Source organism: Nonomuraea aurantiaca (assembly GCF_020215705.1).
Classification (GTDB): Bacteria; Actinomycetota; Actinomycetes; order Streptosporangiales; family Streptosporangiaceae; genus Nonomuraea; species Nonomuraea aurantiaca.
This window is the reverse complement of the sequence record NZ_JAIWNB010000032.1, coordinates 39,094-57,139: the sequence shown is the minus strand read 5'-3', so window position 1 is coordinate 57,139 and position 18,046 is coordinate 39,094. Positions and strand designations below refer to the sequence as shown.

Sequence of the window (18,046 nt, the reverse complement as noted above, 5' to 3'; positions counted from 1 at the left end):
ACGTTCGCACGTTCGGGTCCGAGGTGCACTTCTCCTCGCGCTGGTTATGCCAAGTCATGCGTATTGAGTACCGTGGGGGAACGTAAAAGAGAGGAGCACGGGTGCCCAAGCAGGTGGACCACGAGGCCCGGCGTACCCAGATCGCCAAGGCGCTGTGGCGGGTGGCACAGGCGCGGGGGCTCGACCGGGTGAGCCTGAGAGAGGTCGCCGCGGCGGCGGACATGTCGCTCGGCCAGCTCCAGCACTATTTCACCAACCGTGAGGACATGATGGTCTTCGCGGTCGAGTTCATGAACAGGAAGAACGTCGAGCGCGTGGCCGAGCGCATGCTGGCCGCCGGATCGCAGACGCCGCGGGCCAGGCTCCGGGCCATCGTCCTGGAGATGCTCCCTGTCGGCCAGGCGGCGGAGGCGGGCAGCCTGATCAACATCAGCTTCCTGCTGGAGGCCGCGCGCAGCGAGCCGCTGCGCGACTACGCCCGCAAGCGCGCGCTCGCGCTGCGTGGCGTGCTGGAGGGCCAGATCGCGCTGGCCATGCGGGCGGGCGACGTCGAGGGGTCCCGCGATCCGGCGGCCGAGGCGGCGCTGCTGGTCAGCCTGGCCGACGGGCTGCGCGCCAACTTCCACCTGGGTGTGCACACCGCTGAGGAGACGGTGGCGCTGATGGACGGGCAGCTGGACCGGCTCTTCGGCGGTTGATCCAAGTCAACTGTCTTGCTATGGTCGAAGCAATACAGTTGACTTGGAAAGGACGCGCTGACGGCCGCGGTGGCGGGCGAGCAGGGCTACCGCATCCCCGACCTCGCCGCGGGCGACGCCCCCGCGCTCGCGGAGGGGGCCGCGCCGGGCATCCTCACCGAATTCCTGGTCTAGGGCCCGCTCGACCTGGTTCAGGGCACTCACGGACCCCGGGCCGCATTCGTCCGCGGACACGATGAGCTGGACGGAGCAGGGGAGATTCGCGGCCTGTGATGGCCTTCACGTTGTCCCAGCCGTTGATTGCGGCTTTTCCCGGGCAGAAAGAAGGTGACGCTACTGGAAGTGAGTGCGAACCATGAGCGCGCGTGCGGTGCGAATCGACACTATCCGACACGTTCATTGCACAGTCCTTCGAGCGAGCGGGGAGCTGGATCACGCCGGCCGTGCACGCCTGAGCGCGCGCATCCGGGAGGTATGGGACTGGTCCGACGGGCCCATCCTGGTATTCGACCTGACTGACGTGGTGTTCTACGACTCTTCCCTGATCGGGGCGCTGGCCGTGGCGTTGCAGCGCGTACGGGCCACGCACAGCGGCCGCATCATCCTGGCCCGCCCTCCCGACCGGCTGCTCACCGCGCTGGAACGTACTGGTCTGCTGGAGTACGTGGAGATCCGCGGCGGCGTCCAGGAGACGGTGGCGGAGATCATGATCGAGCGGGAGCGGGGACGGAAGTCCAAGGCGGGCTCCGGCGGCGCGCCCGTCGAAGAGGGCCGCGAGGCGCAGGACTTTCGAACCGTCCTGCCGTATCTGCGGTAGGCGTTCTTAGACGTCAGCCCTCAGGGATGCCGGACTCGGCGCGATCGGCGTCGATCAGGCCGCTGAGCAGGGCGACGGTGGCGGCGGCGAGGTCGCGCAGCCTGGCGTCGGGGATGGCCGCCTCGCTCTCGAAGGCGCGTCGGACGGTCCGCGCGAGCAGGTCAGCCCATTGCTCCGTCCCCCCGGCGGGGGCATCGCCTTCGGCGCGCAGGAAGCCCTCGAACGTGGCCTGGTAGGCATAGCCGACCTCGTCGGCGCGCATGTCGTCGCGGAGCAGTCCGTACTCGGCGAGCAGGTTGAGGTAGTCGCGCGCCATGCTGCCGTGCCGCTCGTCACGGGCGGTATCGGGCGAGCTGGTCAGCTTGCCGAGCAGGTGGGGGTCGGCCAAGAGGAACCCGCGCAGCAGCGGGCGGTCGGTGATGGCCAGGAAGTAGACGCGCGCGAAGTTGTGCAGCAGGCATGCCTCCAGATCCCGCCGCAACGCCTGCCGTAGCTCGTCCATGGCGTAGAGCACCTCGCGGGCGAAGACCACGCCGAACAGCTGCTCGCGGGTCTTCCAGTGGAGGTAGACAGTGCCCTTGCCGATGCCGGCTCCCTCGGCCACGTCGTCGATGGTCACCCGCCGGTAGCCGTGGCGCAGCAGCAGGTCGGCTGCCACGTCGAGGATGCGGGTGGCCCGCTCGGCTCGCTGCCGCGGGTCTCGAAGCCGTTCGGCGTTGGCGCTCACGTAGGGACCGTATGACCCCATGCGAGAACTGGTCAACTCGCATTTGTCGATTGACTAACTTTCAAATTACGTCATAAAGTCAACTCGACACAGCGGCAACACCCGCGACTGGAGCGAGTCATGAACAGCACCACCGACCCCCGCGACAAGACCGTCCTGGTCACCGGCGCCACCGGCAACCAGGGCGGCGCCACCGCCCGCCACCTGCTCGCCGACGGCTGGCGGGTCCGCGCCCTCGTCCGGGACGAGAGCGCCCCCGCGGCTGCCGCGCTCGCCGCCGCCGGCGCCGAGCTTGTCCGGGGCGACCTGGACGACCGCGCCTCCATCGAGGCGGCGGCCCGCGGCGTGTACGGCATCTACAGCGTCCAGTCCGCCAACGACAACGAGATCGCCCAAGGCAAGAACGTCGCGGACGCCGCCAAGGCCGCGGACGTGCGGCACCTGGTGTACTCGTCGGTCGGCGGCGTCGAGAGCCAGAACAGCTTCTACGTGGAGCACGGCTGGGGCGCCATCGACAAGTGGCAGATCGAGCAGCGCATCCGCGAGCTGGGTGTGCCGGCGACGATCCTGCGCCCGGCCGGGTTCATGGAGGACTTCACCAGCCCCGCGCGGTTCTTCCAGAACGGCTCGCTCAACGTGCCCTGGCACGACGACCTGGTCATGCAGCTCATCGCCATCGACGACACCGGTGCCTTCGCCGCGCTGGCCTTCGCGGACCCGGACACCTACCTGGGGCAGGCGATGGAGATCATCGGCGACCGGCTGACCGCCCCGCAGATCGCCGACGCGCTCAGCACGGCGGCCGGTCGCCGGATTCCGCACACCCGGATTCCCCTGGACGTCCTCTGGGAGCACGACCCCGAGGTGGCGAAGGTCTTCACCTGGGCGAACGAGACCTACTACGACACCGACCTCGAGCCCCTGCGCAAGGCCAACGCCGCCCTCACGGACTTCAGCAGTTGGCTGGACCGCTCGGGCAAGGCACGGCTCCTGGCACAACTGGACTCCCTGCCGTCCTGAATTGCCCCACCCGTCGTCCCCGGCCCGTTGTCACCGGTCCTGGCAGGCCGCCTGCCGGACCCTTTCGCCAGGTGAGCGGCCAGCCTCGGGAAACCGCGCGCCGGGGTCCCTCGCCAGGTGAGGCGAGGGCCCTTCGGCGACGGCGGGCTGGTGAGCTCGGGCCTGAGCGTTCCGGCGAGTGTGCTGGAATTTGCGGGTGACTTCGGAGACGCGGCGCGGAAAGGCGCCAGGCCGGCTCGCCCAGTCGGCCACGGCGGCGATCGGCGCCTCGGTCCTGCTGACGATCGTCATCGGCCTCCTCGGCCCGTCCGTCATGGTCCCTGCCTTGAGCGGCCCCACCTGGCAGCCGCCCTACTCCCTGAACGCGCACCCCGCTCCCCACCTCGTGGTGGGGCTCGGCGCGGCGGCGATCGTGCTCGGCGCGCTCGGCTCGCTGGGTCTGCTGCTCGCCCTCTCCCGCGCGTCCACCCTGCCCACCACCCCGCTGGCCGCCACCTCCCCGCCCGCCACCGGCGGGTACACGTTGTTCGGCGGCAGTCAATGGTTGTTCGGCGGCGGTCAGTGGTTGCCGGACCCTCGGTTGCTGGTACGCCTCGGCTGCCTGGCCGCCGCGCTGCTGGCGTTCCTGCCTCCGTCCGGCTCCGGTGACCACCTCAACTACGCCGCTTACGGACGCATGGTGACGTTGGGCGTCAACCCGTACACCCACGGAGCCGTCGACCTGCCCACCGACCCCATCGCCCGCGCGGTGGAAGCTCCCTGGCGTGAGGAGCCGAGCGTCTACGGCCCGGTGGCGACGGCCGTGCAGGCCCTGGCGAGCTGGATCGGCGGCGACTCGCTCCGGCTGACCATCTTCGTCCTGGCCCTGGTCAACGCGGCCGCATTCATCGCGACGGGCCTGCTGATCGACCGTTTCACCCGGGACGATCCCGCCAGACGGCTGCGGGCGGCCCTGCTCTGGACCGCCAACCCGCTCCTGCTCTACCAGTTGGTCGCCGGCATGCACATCGACACCCTGGCCATCGCCTGCATGGTCGCCGCCCTCCTGGCGCGGAGCCGCCCGGTCGGCTCCGGGCTCCTGCTCGGCCTCGGCGTGGCGGTGAAGATCAACGCGGGCCTTGTGGCGCTCGGCCCGGCCTGGGAGCTGCGCCGGCGCCCCGCCCGCCTGGCCCTGATGGCGGGCACCGCTCTGGCCGTGGTGGTCGTCGGCTACGTGATCGTCGGTTCCGCGGCGATCGGCCCGATGACCCGCACCAGCAAGTCGATCTCGCTGGCCTCGTTCTGGAAACTCGTCCAGGGCTGGCTGCAGTCGATCGTCGGGGCGGGCAGCGCCTACCGAGGGGAGATCCAGATCGGCTCGCTGCTGGTGCTCGCGCTGGTGGCGTGGTCGCTGTTCCGCCTGAGGTCCAGGCTCGACGGCTACCCGGGCTCAGTGCCCGTCCAGGGGGCGGCAGGGTTGAGTGCTCCCGTCGTCGCCGCCGTGATCGTCATCGCCTATCTGTTCGCAACTCCGTACATCCTGCCCTGGTACGACGGCCTGGCCTTCGGGATGCTCGCCCTGATCGGCGCGTCGGCGCTCGACGGGCTGCTGCTCACGCACCTGCTCGTGCTGTCCCTGGCCTACCTGCCCGCCCGCGTCCTCGACAACGACGTCATGCCGCCGGACCTCGACTGGCTCCGTACGGTGGTCAGGTCGCGGATCGCTCCGTGGGCCCTGTTCGCGCTGACGGCGGCTCTGATGTGGTGGTCGTGGCGAGCTGCAGCGCGCGTACGGACGCCGCGAGCGTCAACGGCACCGCCACCGTGAGCGCCATGGCCGGGATGGCGATGCCCGAGTCGTTGATGAGAAACCCGATGAACGCGCACGTGAGCGCCCCGAACAGGCCCGCCCGGAGCGTCGGCGCGAGCGCGTACGCCTGACCGAGCGCCGGAGCACCCCAGCGGGACGGCCGGTTGAGCACCCAGAAGAGGAACGCGAGGGCGACCAGCGTGAGCAGCGTGAGAGACCAGTTCCCGACGGTGACGCCGATCATCGCGCTGAACTTGCGCCCGACCACCGTCCACGCCTGACCGTCGATGATCTGCTGCACGAAGTTGCCCAGATGGGTGCGCTGCGCCGCCGGCCGCAGCCAGTCGAAGAGCGAGATGGCCCCGATGAGCACCCCGCCGGCCACCCCGACCAGCAGCAGCTTCACGATCGAGACCCGCCGCCCGGCGAGCAGGATGAGGAAGACGGCCAGCCCGATCACGAACGCCGGGACCCCGCCGAAGTCCGCCCCCCAAGACGGCCACCCATCGGCGAACACCGCCAAAGCCCCATACGCCCCGCACACCAGCACCGTCACGAACCTCGACACCCCCCTCCTGAGCAGCCACTGAGCCACGCCGGCCAGGGCGAGCACGGTCCCCGTCGCGTACACGGCGAAGGCGATGTTGGAGAACCCGTAGAACCGGCCCCCGGTAACAGGCTCGTAGCCGGTCACCGCGTTGACCTGCAGCTTCGAGCCGGTCATCACGTCTATCAGCAGCGCGACGGAGGTGATGCCCGCGACCACGGTCAGGGGCCCGAGCACGTGCGCCCGCCACGGCCCGGCGAAGGCCAGCCCCGTGATCAGCGCGGCGAAGGCGAGGATGGTCACGATGACGCCGAGCATCGGCAGGGGGAGGGCCCACCACGGCACCAGCTGCGCGAGGAACGTCGAGACGGCGATGGACCCACTGACCACGGCCACCACCTGCACGACGGCCAGCAGCCGAGAAGCACTCGCCGCCTCGTACCCCGGCAGAGCCCCCGCCGGCTCCACCGACGGCCCTCCGGCGTCACCGTGAGTCCCCGCGGAGGTGGGTTCCGCGCCCCTGGCCTCAGCGGACGCGGTTACACCGGAACCGCTCTCAGCGGACCGGGCCACATCGGACTCGCTCTCAGCGGACCCGGCCTCAGCGGGCGACGCCTCACCGGACGCGACTCCCGCGGACGTGGCGTCGGTGGTCGTTTCCCCGGCGGAGACGGAGGCGGAGCGGCGACGGCGACGGCGGCGGAGGGCCAGGGCGGCGAAGGCGTAGAAGAGCAACTGCACCGTCACGAACACCGCGAAGAACGGCCCGCGGACCTCCCGAAGCACCTGGCTGGCCAGATCGCCGTCCGACAGCCCGTTCACCGTGTCGAGGGGTGTGGCCGCGGCCGTCGTACCGTCGGTCTGCCAGGCGCGCCCGACCACCTCGCGCGGCGCCTCCAGGTCCAGCAGCTGGATCGCGGTGGCGGTCAGGTCGGTGATCGTGACCAGGGCGTCCTGCCGGGTGGAGGTCGCCGTCAGATAGCCGTGCTGGAACGGCCGGCCGCTCGGGGAGGGGCCGGTGGCGATGGCGACGTGGAGGTGGGGGTTCGTGGTGATGTCGGAGATGCCCGCCACCAGGACGGTCGTGTCGCCGGGCAGCCTGCCGAGCAGGTCGCCGATGCGGCGGTCCGCCTGCGCGGCGGCGGCCTGCCGTGTCGCGGTGGGGAGAGGAGTCGGCACGCCGTACTCGTCGAGCGGCTGGCGGGCCCAGGCGTCGGCCAGGTCGGCGGCGTCCATGACGATCAGGTTGTAGGGAGTCGGGTCGCCGAGAGCCTCCGGCGTGTCGACATATGTGGCGACTTTTCCGGTCGCATCTGCGGCGGCCACGGCGGCGCCCGGCCCGATGGCGGCGACATGGCCGCCCGAGGACGTCACCAGCTGGCCCAGGGTGCCGAGCCGCGCGTCGTACCCGGTCTCGGACTGGTACGCGGCCAGCGCCGACCAGTCCGGGACCGTGGCACCCTCGGCGCTGACCTGGGGTTTCGGGACAGCGGCGCACCCGCGCCCGGCCGTCCCGGCCCGCTGGCCCGCCGACACGGTCAGCCATCCGGCCATCGGGCAGGTGATGCCGCGATCGGGCGGTGGGACGGCACGCGTGGACAGGGACGCGGAGCCGCCGTGGGCGACCAGCTTCCACAAGTTGGGGGTACGGGTTTCGTCGAGGTCGCTCCACTGGAGCCCAGGCACCCCGATGAGCGCCACACGACCACGCGCGGACGATGCCCAAGCGGGGTCCGAAACGGGAGCGGAGTCCGCGGCCGACGTTGCCGCGGTGGCTGGGCCCGCGCCGAAGAGGGGCGCCAGAACGGCGGCGAGAAGCATCGCGACGAAGACCAGGACGGCCGGGCGGTGGCCGCGCCGGGCGGCGGACTGTTCAGGCGGCCGTCCGGGGGATTCTTGCGGCGGCAGTCCGGGGGATTCTTGCGGCATGGGAGGGCGGTCCGAGGTGGGGGAGGCCGCGCTGAAGGTGGCGTGCGGCATGTGCGGGACCCCCAGTATCGACGCGCTCGATCAACAACAGCCACGGTAACGTGCCACACCGTGACAGGTGGCAGGGCGACGACGATCCGGCGGCAGTGGTGGGCGTGGGCGATTGCCGCCCTGGTCATCGCGGTGGCCGTCGCACCGCTGGTGCAGCAGTGGCTGACCAATCCCGACGATCAGCGGCTGGTCGATCTGGACGTGTACCGGACCGGCGGGCAGATGATCCTCGACGGTCGGGCCGTCTACGAGTTCGCGACGCCCGCGCCTCAGTTGCTGCCCTTCACCTACCCGCCGGTCGCGGCGATGCTGGCCGTCCTGCTGGCCAAGATGTCCTGGGATACCGCCCAGTGGGTGTGGACCGCCGGGGTCTTCGTGTCGCTGGCCGTCGTGGTGGCGTACTCCTTCAGAGGGGTGCTGGGGTGGGCGCGGCACGCCCCGTGGCTCTTCGCCTTCCTCATGGTGGCCTGCACGTATTTGATGCCGATCCGCGACCAGGTCCGGTTCGGACAGGTGGACATCCTGCTGGTCGCGCTGTGCCTGGCCGACTGTGTGGCCAGGAGGCCGTGGTGGCCGCGGGGGTTCCTGATCGGGCTGGCCACGGCCGTGAAGCTCACGCCGGGCGTCTTCCTGATCTATCTGCTGGTGACGCGGCAGTGGCGGACGTTCTTCATGGCGGCGTTCGCCGCGGCGCTGCTCACTTTGCTGCCGTTCGTGGTGATTCCGCAGGACGCTGCCGACTTCTGGTTCTCGGCGCTGTTCGATCCCAACCGGCTCGGCGCGAACGCCGCCACCACCAACCAGTCGATCCGCGGCATGCTGATCCGCCTGTACCTGCCCGACACGGTGACGTCCGTGATCTGGATCGCCCTGGTGGCGGTCGTGGGCTGGTACGGCTTCCGCGGGGCGCGGGCCGCCTACCAGGCCAAGGACTCGATCACCGCCGTCGCGCTGGTCGGGCTCATGGCCGTGCTGCTGTCCCCGGTCGCCTGGATCCACCATCTCGCCTGGGTGGTCGTGGTGCTCGGGGCGATTGTGGGTGACGGGCGCGATCCGGTCAGGGTGCGGGTGGCCGTGGGCGTGTGGCTGTACTACGTGCTGCCCATTCCCTGGTGGGGGGTGGCGTTGAAGGTGGCGGGGGTGCCGGTGCTCGACAAGATCGTGCAGGACGGCTACGGGCTGGGCGCGCTGGGCCTGGTCTGGTTGTTGGTCTCCTGGTTGCCGAAACGGCGCGACCTGGCTTGACGACCGATTACCCTCTGTTACGTGCTGATTACCGTATGGGTCCTGGTGGGCCTCGTTGCCGGGGCGAGTGGCGTGACCATTGGTTACAGAGCGCTCAAGCAGGCCAGGGCCGCCTTTGACGAGTGCCGGCAGACGCTGGTCATGCAGACGAGCGAGGGCAAGGGCGATCTCAAGGCCATCCGGGACGTGGCCGTGTGCCGTTACGACGCGCTGGAGGAGATGACCGGGCGGTTGTCGTTCTCGATCGCGATGATCAACGGACTGGGTGACGGCATCGTGCTGACCTCGATCAACGGACGGACCGAGACCCGCACCTACGTGCGACCGGTGGTGAGCGGCAAGGGAGAGGAGCCGCTGTCCCCGGAGGAGGAGCAGGCGGTGCGAGCGGCCAGGCTGGGTCACGGCCCGCTGATCGACGCGCAGGCGGGCAGATGGTAAAGAGAGAAAAGGTCCGTACTACCCGACTACCTGCGGATACTCTGTGAGCATGCCCAGACTCGCCTATCTCGGACCGGAAGGCACTTTCACCGAAGAGGCCCTGCGGCTCCTCGCGCCCGAAGCCGAGCGTCTGCCCCGCGCCAACGTCAGCGCCGCTTTGGCCGCCGCCCGCAACGGTGAGGCCGACGGCGCGGTCGTCCCGCTGGAGAACTCGATCGAGGGCGCGATCACCACGACGCTCGACGAGTTCGCCTGGGGCGAGCCGCTGCTGATCACGGCGGAGCTGCTGCTGCCGGTGCGCTTCTCGCTGCTGGCCCGGCCCGACACCGAGATCGTGCACATCAAGCGGGTCTACACGCATCCCGCGGCCATCACGCAGTGCCGCGCGTTCTGCGCCCGGGAGCTGCCCGACGCGGTCGTGGTGGCGGCGCCTTCGACGGCCGCCGCGGCTCAGGAGGTCGCGCTGCCCGGCTCGCCGTACGACGCGGCCATCGCCGCGCGCATCGCGGGCGAGCACTACGGGCTGGTGGAGCTCGCCGACGACATCGGCGACCGCAACGACACCGTGACGAGGTTCGTACGGGTGAGCCGTGGGGGAGCGTTGCCCGCGCCGACCGGCTACGACCGCACCACGCTCGTCGTCTTCCTGGCCGACGACCACCCGGGCGCGCTGCTGGAGATGCTGACGGAGTTCTCCGTACGCGGGGTCAACCTGACCCGCATCGAGTCGCGGCCCACCGGCGGCGGCATCGGCCGTTATTTCTTCCACTTCGACTTCGAGGGGCACGTCGCCGACGCGCGCGTGGGCGAGGCGATCTCGGGCCTGCACCGCATCTGCGGCGATGTGCGCTTCCTGGGCAGCTACCCGCGTGCCGACGGTGTCGCGCCGCAGATCAAGAAGGGCACGGCCGATCCCGAGTTCGCCGAGGCGGGAGAGTGGCTGGCGCGAATCCGCGCTGGGCGCGTCTAATCCTGAGGCGGGCGGTAGCCGGGCGCCGGTAGCCTTTATCCGTGATTGACCTGCGTACCCTTCGTGAGCATCCCGACCGGCTACGGGCCTCGCAGCGTGCCCGCGGCGAGGACGACTCGATCGTCGACACGCTGCTCGACCTCGATGAGCGCCGCCGCGCCGCGCTGACCTCGTTCGAGTCTCTGCGCGCCGAGCAGAAGAGTCTGGGCAAGTCGGTCTCCAAGGCGCAGGGCGAGGAGAAGGCCGCGCTGCTTCAGCGGGCCAAGGACCTGGCCGGCCAGGTCAAGGCCGCCGAGGCGGAGGCCGAGACGCTGGGCGCCGAGCTCGACGAGCTCGTGCAGTCGGTGCCCAACATCGTCGACGAGGACGCGCCCCACGGCGGCGAGGACGACTATGTCGTGCTCGAGACCTATGGCGAGCCCCGCGTGTTCGACTTCGAGCCGAAGGACCACCTGGAGCTGGGCGAGTTGCTCGGCGCCATCGACATGGAGCGCGGCGCCAAGGTGTCCGGCTCGCGGTTCTACTTCCTCAAGGGCGTCGGCGCGCGCCTGCAGCTCGGCCTGCTCAACATGGCCATGCAGCAGGCGATCGCCAACGGGTTCACCCCGATGATCACTCCGGTGCTGGTCAAGCCGGAGACCATGCAGGGCACCGGCTTCCACGTGGCCCACGACAAGGAGATCTACCGCCTGCCCGAGGACGACCTCTACCTGGTCGGCACCTCGGAGGTGGCGCTGGCGGGCTACCACGCCCAGGAGATCCTGGGCGTGGGCGAGCTGCCGCTCCGCTACGCGGGCTGGTCGTCGTGCTTCCGCCGGGAGGCCGGCTCCTACGGCAAGGACACTCGCGGGATCATCCGTGTCCACCAGTTCGACAAGGTGGAGATGTTCTCCTACGTACGCCCCGAGGAGGCGCGCGAGGAGCACCAGCGGCTGCTCGCCTGGGAGCGCGACATGCTCGCCAAGATCGAGGTGCCCTACCGCGTCATCGACACGGCGGCCGGAGACCTGGGGATGTCGGCGGCGCGCAAGTTCGACTGCGAGGCGTGGATCCCCACCCAGGGGCGCTACCGCGAGCTGACCTCCACGTCCAACTGCACCGAGTTCCAGGCCCGCCGGCTGGGCGTCCGTTACCGCGACAAGGACGGCAAGCCCCAGCACCTGGCCACGCTCAACGGCACGCTGGCGACCACCCGCTGGATGGTCGCGATCCTGGAGAACCACCAGCAGGCCGACGGCTCGGTCGTGGTGCCCGAGGCGCTGCGCCCGTATGTCGGCCTCGACGTCCTGGAACCGCCCAAGTAGACCCACTGCCGGCTCAGGCGATTGGGGCCTGAGCCGGCTCAGGCGGTCAGTAGGTGGCCGTCCGGCGACGGAGGTCGCGTCTGATGAGCGCGCCGCTCGCCGCCACCACTCCCGCCGTCATGACGACAGCGGCCCCCACCGCCACGGCGTACGAGCCCGGCATCCCGTGGGCCCAGCCGTAGAAGGGCATGTACACGGCCGCGTACACCAGCGGCGCCGCCCCCAACCCGACGGCCACCGCCACACCCCTGGCCTGCCCGGCGATGGCGACGAGGAAGCAGACCATGGCCCCGAGCACTGTCACGCCGGCCGCCGGATCGCGGTCCGCGCCGAGCATGGCGTACAGCCGCACGCACACCACCAACGCGGACACGGCGTAGACGCCGCCGAGCCGCCGCATCCCCGTGCCGACGGCGCCGAGCAGCGTCAGGGCGGCGAGGACCAGCGCCACGCGCTGTTCGGGATCCAGGTTCGCCGTCTCCTCCCCGCCGGACGCGAGCGGCTCCGGCCACCCCTCGCGCCGCCACGTTCCTTCCACGTCCCGTACGAGCACGCCGTCGAGTCCGTTGGCGACCACCACGACATGGCCTCCGGGCCGAGCCTGTACGGCCAGCGCCAGGGACCTGGGCCCGGCCGTGGAGTACCGCCTGGCCAACCGGTCGTACTGATCGTCCGACAGGCTCCAGGAGGGCCGCCACGTCTTGCCCCCGTCGTCGGACTCGGCGACCGCCGGCCGCCCGGGAAGCACCTGGTAGCACCGCTGCGGCTGTCCGGGCACGCAGGCGGCGGTCTGCGGCGGCCGCACCCGCACCTGCCTGCCGTAGTACTCGGACCAGGTGACCCCGCCGTCCACGGAGGAGATCCCTGTGGCGGCGCCCTGATCGCGGCCGGCGATCAGCACGATGATCTGATCTCCGTCCACCTGTACGGAGTCGACCACGGAAGGCGGCTCAGCGGCCGCCGCCATGGCGAACAGGGCCAACGGCACAATCGCCACCACCCGCCACCGCTCCGAGGGCCTCTTCAGCCGTGCGCGGAACCCCCTCAGACGCTCCGGAAGTCCAGCCAGACGCTCCAAGAGCCCCAGAAGCCACCAATGATCCGCCCGACGCTCCAGCGGCGCTGTCAGGCGCTCTGAGGGGCTTGCCAGGCTCCTCCGGTGCGCACGCCAGGCCAGCCGGGGCCAGACGTGCTCGAACAGACAGTCGTTGAGTAGCAGCACGAACGCGGCGACCAAGGTCGCTGGGTGACATAGCCACGCGTACCTCATATATGGGCCGATGGCGGTGGAGGATCAGTGGTTCGACGTCTGTGTGAGTTGAGTCACACCTGTGACCGGCCTGTCACCACGGGCCGGGAGAGAGCCCAGGAATGCGAAAGACCGAGGCCCGCTGGAAGCGAACCCCGGTCTGTCTCGCTGCTACAGGTCAGATGGCACGGACCTGCGAGGCCTGGGGCCCCTTCTGTCCCTGCGTGATCTCGAACTCGACCCGCTGGCCGTCTTCAAGGCTGCGGTAGCCGTTGCCGACGATCTCGGAGAAGTGCACGAACACGTCCGGCGCACCGCCGTCCGGGGCGATGAAGCCGAAGCCCTTCTCGGCGTTGAACCACTTGACGGTTCCCTGAGCCATAAAAGCTCTCCCTCAGGATGTGAATCTATGGGACCCGCACCTCGCGAGTCCCGGTGTGTCGTACAGCAAGCACCCGGGGTGGCTCAGACAAAGTCATGCTGGTTTTCACTACGGGATCAGCTAATACAACGCCATCACATCTAACACCATTCTGGCGCGTTGGTGTTCCCGTCCCTAGGAAGATTTCTGGCCGGCGGCATGACCGGGCAAACTGGAACCTGTTATGCGAAGCCTTGCAACGCCGCGTCTTGTGGCCACCGACCTCGACGGAACCGCTCTGCGGACCGACGGAACCGTCTCTCCCCGTACGGCAGCGGCGTTCGCGAGAGTCGAAGAAACTGGTGCCATGCTCGTGTTCGTCACGGGTCGCCCGCCGAGATGGATGAGCAGCGTGGCGGGTGCGGTGCGTCACCGAGGGTTGGCAATCTGTGCAAACGGCGCACTGATCTACGATCTGCATACCGAACAGATAGTGGAATCTCACCTCATCACGGTCGAGGTACTGGAGCAAGTCGTCGCTCAGCTAAGAGCGAACGTGCCCGAACTCGCATTTTCGGTCGAGTATGAAGGTGGTTTTGCGCATGAGTCCGATTTCCCACTCGGCGGCTGGGACAGCAAGGCCATCGGCGGCCTCCGCGTCGGCGCGGCGACGCTGACCTCACGGCCCTGCGCCAAGCTGCTGGCCCTGCACCCGGACATGGCTCCCGACCCGCTGCACGAGGCCGTGTGCGGGCTCGTGGGACATCTGGTGACCCCCACGCACTCCAGTGGCCGAGGGCTGATCGAGATGAGCGCCCACGGCGTGACGAAGGCCACAGCCCTGGCCGCGCTCGCCGCACGGCACGAGATCAAACCGTCACAGGTGGTGGCGTTCGGTGACATGCCAAATGACCTGCCCATGCTGGGCTGGGCAGGTACGTCCTACGCGGTCGCCAACGCGCACCCCGACGTGCTGGCCGCCGTGGATCATGTGACGGCGGCCAACAATGACGACGGTGTCGCGCTCGTACTCGAAGAGCTTTACAGGTAGGGGCCGGAGCCGCCGTGCGGCCGCTGCGAGTCGTCACCGTGGGGCACGCCGGGCAGCGCCCTGCGCATCTGCTCCAACTGGGCGCGCGCCGCCATCTGCTGCGCGAACAGCGTCGTCTGGATGCCGTGGAACAACCCTTCGAGCCATCCCACGAGCTGGGCGTGCGCGATGCGCAGCTCGGCCTCGCTGGGCGGCGTGCCGTTTTCGTCGGTGAAGGGCAGCGACAGCCGTTCCAGCTCATCGACCAGCTCGGGGGCCAGGCCGTCCTCGAGCTCCTTTATGGACGACTCGTGGATCTCCTTCAACCGCTTACGGCTGGCCTCGTCGAGAGGAGCCGCCCGGACCTCTTCGAGAAGCTGCCGGATCATGCTGCCGATGCGCATCACCTTGGCGGGCTGCTCGACGAGGTTCGTCACCGAGCGCTCATCCTCGCCGTTATCGCCCTGACCTTGGAAGTCCGGGCCCACCACCACGATGTGGGGGGTGTTGTTGTCCTCAGCATTCATAACACTCACCGTACTAGCAGGATTTTGCCGATGTGCTGTCCCGATTCCATCATTCGGTGAGCCTCCGCCGCCTCCGCCATGGGCACCTCCGCGTACACCACAGGGCGGACGGCACCCGCGCTGATCAGCGGCCACACGTTGTCGACGACGCCGCGCACGATGACGCCCTTCTCGTCGGCCGGGCGGGCGCGCAGTGTGGAGCCGTGGACGGACGCCCGCTTGCCCATCAGGGCGCCCAGGTCGATCTCGGCCTTGGCGCCACCCTGCAGCCCGATGATCACCAGCCGGCCGCCCGTACGGAGTGCCTGGATATTTCTGGACAGGTATTTGGCGCCGATGATGTCGAGGATCACGTCGGCCGCCACCCGCTCGGCGAAGTCCTCCTCGTGGTAGTCGACCGTCTCGTCGGCGCCCAGCTCCTTGAGGCGGTCCAGCTTCGCCGCCGACCCGGCCGTCGCGGCCACCCGCGACCCGAACGCCTTGGCCAGCTGGATGGCGAACGTCCCGATCCCGCTCGCCCCGCCGTGCACCAGCAGCGTCTCGCTGCGTCGCAGCCGGGCGGTCATGAACACGTTGGACCAGACCGTGCACGCCACCTCGGGCAGCCCGGCCACCTCGACCAGCCGCACGCCCTCGGGCGCGGGCATCACCTGCTGCCACGGCACGGCCACCCGCTCGGCGTAGCCACCTCCGGCCAGCAGCGCGCACACCTCGTCTCCCGGCGTGACATGCTCCACGTCCTCGCCGATCTCGGCCACCACGCCGGAGACCTCCAGTCCGGGGTACGGAGGCGCGCCGGGAGGCGGATCGTAAAATCCCTGGCGTTGAAGGAGGTCGGCCCGGTTGACCCCGGCGGCCACCACGTCGATGAGGACTTCCCCCCGGTCAGGGCGCGGATCCGGCACCTCGCGCCACTCCAGAACCTCTGGTGGTCCGGGCCTGATGATCTCGATGGCTCGCATGCAATCACCGTAGCCGGGCAAGGAAGTTATAGGTTGGCGACCACTGCCGCGAGTCATGGCGTTAACCTGCAATGTATTTGCTGCCCCTTTACACCCACCAGGGGGAGAAACACGGTGGCAAGACACGATCGAGAGGAATCTCTCGAGGAACAGCTGGCCTGGCTGGACGCGATCAAGGAGACGGAAGAGGCTCCGATCTCGGTCAGCGCCTCTGCCTCGGAGGACTCCGTCGCTTCGCCGTACCCCCAGGACCCTTGGCTCTCGGTGCCGAGCCAACACGAGACGCCGACGCCGCTGTTCAGGGCCGCGGTCGACTCCGTGTACGGCACGGCGCCCGGGGAGGAGTTCGCCGACGGGCGGAACCAGCCGGCCGGTACGACGGACCTCGGCAAGCAGGACTTCGGCAGGCAGGACCTCGGCAGGCAGGACCTCGGCACGAGAGATCTCGGCAGGCAGGATCTCGGCAAGAAGGACGAGGCTCAGCCCGTCTCGCCGCCGGTGAGCCTGGGCAAGGCCGACGACGGGTTCCTGGCGCCGCTCAAGCCGCTGCCCCGGCCCGACGACACCGACTCCTACTCGCTGCTGTCGTTCCCGGAGCCGGCGAAGAAGCCGGTGGCCGAGGAGGCGGAGGAGGAGACGAAGTCCGCCTGGCCCGTGCCGCCGGAGTGGTCGCGTCCGGCGGAGACGTTCGACGAGCCGCGCCCGGCCGAGAAGGCCGACAAGGGGGACAAGGCCGAGGAGCCCCCTCTGAACACCTTCGAGCAGCCGCCCGCGGAGGACGCCACGGAGCCACGGCTGGAGGTCCCGCTGACCTTCGACAAGCCGCTGAGCTTCGAGAAGCCGCCCGCGTTCGACACGCCGCCCGCGTTCGACCCGCCTGCCTTCGACCAGCCTGCCTTCGACCAGCCCGCGTCCGAGAAGCCGCTCTTCAACAAGCCCGGCTTCGACAAGCCGCTGAGCTTCGATCTGCCGCTGACCTTCGACAAGCCGCCGGCCGCCGACAAGCCCCCGGCCGTCGACCAGCCGTCCGCCTTCGACAAGCCGTCCGCCCTGGACAAGCCATCGGCCCTCGACCAGCCGTCGCAGCCGCGCGCCTTCGAGGAGCCGCGGACCCTCGATGAGCCGAAGCCGCCCTCCCGCGCCTTCGACGAGCCGAAGCCGCCGTCCCGTCCGTTCGACGAGCCGAAGCCGTATGAGCAGGACCGCTCCTACGAACCCGACCGTTCTTTCGAGCAGGACCGCACCTTCAAGCAGGACCGTTCCCACGAGCAGGCCCGCTCGTGGGACCAGCCACGCTCCTACGACCAGGACCGCGCCTACGAGCAGCCGCGCACCTTTGAAGAGCCGCGCGCCTTTGAAGAGCCAGAGCCCCCAGCTCCGCGCCGCCGCCCCGCCCCCGTGCCGGTCTTCAACGCCCCGCCCCGCCCCCCGATCACCGGCAGGCCCACGGCCGACAGCCTCGACCCCGAGTCGCTCCTGCGCGGCCGCCGCAACGCCCCCTCCAAGGGCTGGCGCCGCCTGATCTACAAGGCGTCGGGCGGCTGGATCAAGCCGGGCGAGCCGCCAGAGGTCCGCCGCCGCCGCGAGCTGCTGTCCAGGGCCCGCACCCCGGTCGCCACCGGCCACCACCGCGTGGCCGTACTGAGTCTCAAGGGCGGTGTCGGCAAGACCACGACCACGGTCGGCCTGGGCGCCACCCTCGCCGCGATGCGCGGCGATCGGGTGATCGCGGTCGACGCGAACCCCGACCGCGGGACGCTGTCCGACAAGCTCACCCTGGAGACCTCGGCGACCGTACGCGACCTGCTCAACGAGAGCAACCAGGTCAAGAGGTACGTGGACATCAGGGCGTTCACCTCGCAGGCGCCTTCGCGGCTGGAGGTGCTCGCGTCGGACCGTGACCCGTCGGTGTCCGAGGCGTTCAGCGGCGCCGACTACCAGGCCGTCTCACAGGTGCTGGAGAACTTCTACTCGATCTGCATCACCGACTGCGGCACCGGCCTGCTCCACTCGGCCATGGGCGGCGTGCTCGGCCTCGCCGACCAGATCGTGCTGGTCAGCTCGCCGTCCGTGGACGGCGCCAGGGCCGCGTCGGCGACGCTCGACTGGCTGGAGGCGCACCACTACGGCAACCTGGTCCGGGAGGCGACCGTGGTGCTCTGCAGCGTCCGGCCGCGCTCGAAGTCGGCGGTCGACATCTCCAAGCTGGAGGCCCACTTCGCGGCGCGGTGCCGCGCGGTGATCCGCGTGCCGTACGACCCGCATCTGGAGGAAGGCGCCGAGATCGACCTCGAACGGCTCCAGGAACCGACCAGGGAGGCCTACCTGCAGCTGGCCGCCTGCGTCGGCGACGGATTCGCCGCACAGGGGGAATGAGCGCAG

16 protein-coding genes are annotated in these 18,046 nt (G+C 69.8%); 10 read left to right on the top strand and 6 right to left on the bottom strand.

Annotated elements, in window-relative coordinates; translation table 11 throughout:
- Positions 1 to 101 precede the first annotated feature (101 nt).
- Both LDL49_RS46600 and LDL49_RS46595 read left to right on the top strand, forming a co-directional pair.
- On the top strand, positions 102 to 698 hold the full coding sequence (locus LDL49_RS46600; protein ID WP_225301374.1) for a TetR/AcrR family transcriptional regulator: 597 nt from the start codon (positions 102 to 104) through the stop codon (positions 696 to 698).
- Positions 699 to 1,053: 355 nt separating this feature from the next.
- Positions 1,054 to 1,515 (top strand): STAS domain-containing protein, encoded by a 462-nt coding sequence (locus LDL49_RS46595; protein ID WP_225301373.1) that lies wholly within the window; start codon positions 1,054 to 1,056, stop codon positions 1,513 to 1,515.
- A 13-nt stretch (positions 1,516 to 1,528) separates the two neighbouring features.
- Here LDL49_RS46595 and LDL49_RS46590 read toward each other — a convergent pair whose 3' ends face one another.
- A complete protein-coding gene (locus tag LDL49_RS46590; protein ID WP_225301372.1) occupies positions 1,529 to 2,242 on the bottom strand; it encodes a TetR/AcrR family transcriptional regulator in 714 nt (237 codons plus the stop codon).
- 120 nt (positions 2,243 to 2,362) lie between these two features.
- On the opposite strand from LDL49_RS46590, the gene LDL49_RS46585 reads away from it, so the two are divergent.
- Both LDL49_RS46585 and mptB read left to right on the top strand, forming a co-directional pair.
- Entirely contained in the window at positions 2,363 to 3,262 is a 900-nt protein-coding gene (locus tag LDL49_RS46585; RefSeq protein WP_225301371.1) for an NmrA/HSCARG family protein, read from the top strand.
- 196 nt (positions 3,263 to 3,458) lie between these two features.
- On the top strand, positions 3,459 to 5,069 hold the full coding sequence (gene mptB / locus LDL49_RS46580) for a polyprenol phosphomannose-dependent alpha 1,6 mannosyltransferase MptB (RefSeq protein WP_225301370.1): 1,611 nt from the start codon (positions 3,459 to 3,461) through the stop codon (positions 5,067 to 5,069).
- Here the strand turns inward: mptB and LDL49_RS46575 are convergent.
- Entirely contained in the window at positions 4,951 to 7,299 is a 2,349-nt protein-coding gene (locus LDL49_RS46575) for a hypothetical protein (RefSeq protein ID WP_225301369.1), read from the bottom strand. The genes mptB and LDL49_RS46575 overlap by 119 nt on opposite strands.
- A gap of 339 nt (positions 7,300 to 7,638) precedes the next feature.
- Between LDL49_RS46575 and LDL49_RS46570 the strand changes: the two genes are divergently transcribed.
- The 4 genes from LDL49_RS46570 to serS are packed head-to-tail and all read left to right on the top strand — an operon-like array spanning position 7,639 to position 11,535.
- Positions 7,639 to 8,823, top strand: coding sequence for a glycosyltransferase 87 family protein (locus LDL49_RS46570; protein WP_225301368.1), 1,185 nt, complete (start codon positions 7,639 to 7,641; stop codon positions 8,821 to 8,823).
- Between the two features lie 21 nt (positions 8,824 to 8,844).
- Positions 8,845 to 9,261, top strand: coding sequence for a DUF4446 family protein (locus tag LDL49_RS46565; RefSeq protein ID WP_225301367.1), 417 nt, complete (start codon positions 8,845 to 8,847; stop codon positions 9,259 to 9,261).
- 49 nt (positions 9,262 to 9,310) lie between these two features.
- A complete protein-coding gene (pheA, locus tag LDL49_RS46560) occupies positions 9,311 to 10,231 on the top strand; it encodes a prephenate dehydratase (RefSeq protein ID WP_225301366.1) in 921 nt (306 codons plus the stop codon).
- Positions 10,232 to 10,272: 41 nt separating this feature from the next.
- Positions 10,273 to 11,535 (top strand): serine--tRNA ligase, encoded by a 1,263-nt coding sequence (gene serS / locus LDL49_RS46555; protein WP_225301365.1) that lies wholly within the window; start codon positions 10,273 to 10,275, stop codon positions 11,533 to 11,535.
- Positions 11,536 to 11,581: 46 nt separating this feature from the next.
- Here serS and LDL49_RS46550 read toward each other — a convergent pair whose 3' ends face one another.
- Both LDL49_RS46550 and LDL49_RS46545 read right to left on the bottom strand, forming a co-directional pair.
- Entirely contained in the window at positions 11,582 to 12,532 is a 951-nt protein-coding gene (locus LDL49_RS46550) for a sialidase family protein (protein WP_225301364.1), read from the bottom strand.
- Between the two features lie 430 nt (positions 12,533 to 12,962).
- Complete coding sequence (locus LDL49_RS46545) at positions 12,963 to 13,166, bottom strand: cold-shock protein (RefSeq protein ID WP_043619750.1); 204 nt, start codon at positions 13,164 to 13,166, stop codon at positions 12,963 to 12,965.
- Between the two features lie 223 nt (positions 13,167 to 13,389).
- Here LDL49_RS46545 and LDL49_RS46540 point away from each other — a divergent pair, with 223 nt between their 5' ends.
- Positions 13,390 to 14,196: an HAD family hydrolase gene (locus tag LDL49_RS46540; protein WP_225301363.1), complete on the top strand. Its 807-nt coding sequence runs from the start codon at positions 13,390 to 13,392 to the stop codon at positions 14,194 to 14,196.
- Here the strand turns inward: LDL49_RS46540 and LDL49_RS46535 are convergent.
- Complete coding sequence (locus LDL49_RS46535; RefSeq protein WP_225301362.1) at positions 14,187 to 14,702, bottom strand: bacterial proteasome activator family protein; 516 nt, start codon at positions 14,700 to 14,702, stop codon at positions 14,187 to 14,189. The two genes, LDL49_RS46540 and LDL49_RS46535, sit on opposite strands and share 10 nt — an antisense overlap.
- A 5-nt stretch (positions 14,703 to 14,707) precedes the next feature.
- On the bottom strand, positions 14,708 to 15,664 hold the full coding sequence (locus LDL49_RS46530) for an NAD(P)H-quinone oxidoreductase (protein ID WP_225301361.1): 957 nt from the start codon (positions 15,662 to 15,664) through the stop codon (positions 14,708 to 14,710).
- A 114-nt stretch (positions 15,665 to 15,778) separates the two neighbouring features.
- On the opposite strand from LDL49_RS46530, the gene LDL49_RS46525 reads away from it, so the two are divergent.
- Positions 15,779 to 18,040, top strand: a complete 2,262-nt coding sequence (locus LDL49_RS46525; RefSeq protein WP_225301360.1) for a MinD/ParA family ATP-binding protein — start codon at positions 15,779 to 15,781, stop codon at positions 18,038 to 18,040.
- Positions 18,041 to 18,046 lie beyond the last annotated feature (6 nt).

Coding starts and splice junctions, on each gene's coding strand:
- LDL49_RS46530 (WP_225301361.1), bottom strand. CDS start 15,664: ATGCGAGCCATCGAGATCATCAGGCCCGGACCACCAGAGGTTCTGGAG.
- LDL49_RS46595 (WP_225301373.1), top strand. CDS start 1,054: ATGAGCGCGCGTGCGGTGCGAATCGACACTATCCGACACGTTCATTGC.
- LDL49_RS46540 (WP_225301363.1), top strand. CDS start 13,390: ATGCGAAGCCTTGCAACGCCGCGTCTTGTGGCCACCGACCTCGACGGA.
- LDL49_RS46535 (WP_225301362.1), bottom strand. CDS start 14,702: ATGAATGCTGAGGACAACAACACCCCCCACATCGTGGTGGTGGGCCCG.
- LDL49_RS46585 (WP_225301371.1), top strand. CDS start 2,363: ATGAACAGCACCACCGACCCCCGCGACAAGACCGTCCTGGTCACCGGC.
- LDL49_RS46545 (WP_043619750.1), bottom strand. CDS start 13,166: ATGGCTCAGGGAACCGTCAAGTGGTTCAACGCCGAGAAGGGCTTCGGC.
- pheA (WP_225301366.1), top strand. CDS start 9,311: ATGCCCAGACTCGCCTATCTCGGACCGGAAGGCACTTTCACCGAAGAG.